At 60.5% G+C, this 1,238-nt stretch carries 2 protein-coding genes; both read right to left on the bottom strand.

The genetic code is table 11. The annotated features are described in order from the left end of the window. Positions 1–882: IS3 family transposase (locus QMK33_RS23325; protein WP_283567034.1), on the bottom strand; the 882-nt coding region annotated here is incomplete at its 3' end. Next, complete coding sequence (locus QMK33_RS23320) at positions 879–1,187, bottom strand: transposase (RefSeq protein WP_283567033.1); 309 nt, start codon at positions 1,185–1,187, stop codon at positions 879–881. The genes QMK33_RS23320 and QMK33_RS23325, both read right to left, overlap by 4 nt. Positions 1,188–1,238: the final 51 nt, after the last annotated feature.

Genomic DNA, 1,238 nt, shown 5'->3' with positions numbered 1-1,238 from the left:
GGCACTAAGCTGAAGAAGCTGTTGATGAGTATAATAGGGCAGTTGATAGGCGATGCTGGAGTGCAAACGCTCGTGATTATAGTAGTCAAAATAAATAGCCACGCTGGCCTGAGCGTCGGCCAGGTCGGCAAAAACGGGTCGCTCCCGTAGTTCGAGGACCTCCGTTTTAAGACGTGACCATAAGCTTTCAGCTTGGGCATTGTCGTAGCAATCGCCGCGACGGCTCTGCGAGCGCACGGCCTGGTGGTCGCGCAGCAGTTGCCGGTAGGCATTGCCGCAATACTGCCCACCCCGGTCGGAGTGGACGAGTAAACCAGGCGTGGGCGGTTGTGCCCAGAAAGCGCGTTGCAAAGCACTGGTAATGAGCTCTTCTGGCATCGAAGCCCCCACCTGCCAGCCCACTACCTGCTTGCTGGCCATATCCTGGTACGCGCACAGATACACCCAGTCACCATTGGCCAGCGGTAGGTACGTAATATCGCTGACCCAGACCCGATTAGCCTGGGTAGGCTTCGGCTGGTCAAGCAGCCGGTTGGGCGCACAGCGCAGACCGTGGGTAGAGTCGGTCGTGCGCGGGGTATAGGCCTTAGGTTGTAGCGCGTGCAGGGCCCGCCGACGCATGGCCGCGCGCAGGCGCTGGCGGCCTACCTGGTAGCCTTTCTGGCGCAGAGCCACCCGCAGCCGGCGGGTACCATAGCGGCGTTTGTGGTGCGCGAAGACCTGAACCAAAGCCGCTTCCCAAGCGGGCGGCTCTTGGTTTACTACCTGTTTTTGAGCTTGCTGCCAGCCATAATAACCGCTGGTCGGTACGCCTAGTACTTGGCAGAGTAGGCGCACGGGATACTGCGCACGTTGCCCCTCAATGAAGCGGTAGCGACTCATTGGCTGTCGGTCACGGAAAAGATGGCAATGGCTTTTTTTAAAATATCCAGCTCCTGGGCCTGCCGCCGATTAGCGGCCCGCAGCTGCCGCAATTCGGCCGCTGTGGCTGGGTCCAGCTCCGCCCCACGGGCGGCGGCCACGGGGGTAAGGGCTTGCTGCTGCCACTTGTAGATGCGCTTGGGGTCGATGTTGAGGGCGCGGGCCGCCGCTTGAGTTGAGCGGCTTTCACCGGCCAGGCGCAGGGCTTCGGCCCGGAAGGCGGCATCGTAACGCCGACGTTTAGTAGGTGGGGGGCTGTCTTTCATGAAGTTGGAAAGTTAAGGCCCTATTCTGTCCAGATTTACTCGACCACCTCA

The organism is Hymenobacter sp. H14-R3 (genome assembly GCF_030063445.1).
Taxonomy (GTDB): domain Bacteria; phylum Bacteroidota; class Bacteroidia; order Cytophagales; family Hymenobacteraceae; genus Hymenobacter.
This window is presented reverse-complemented; position numbering and strand designations above follow the sequence as displayed.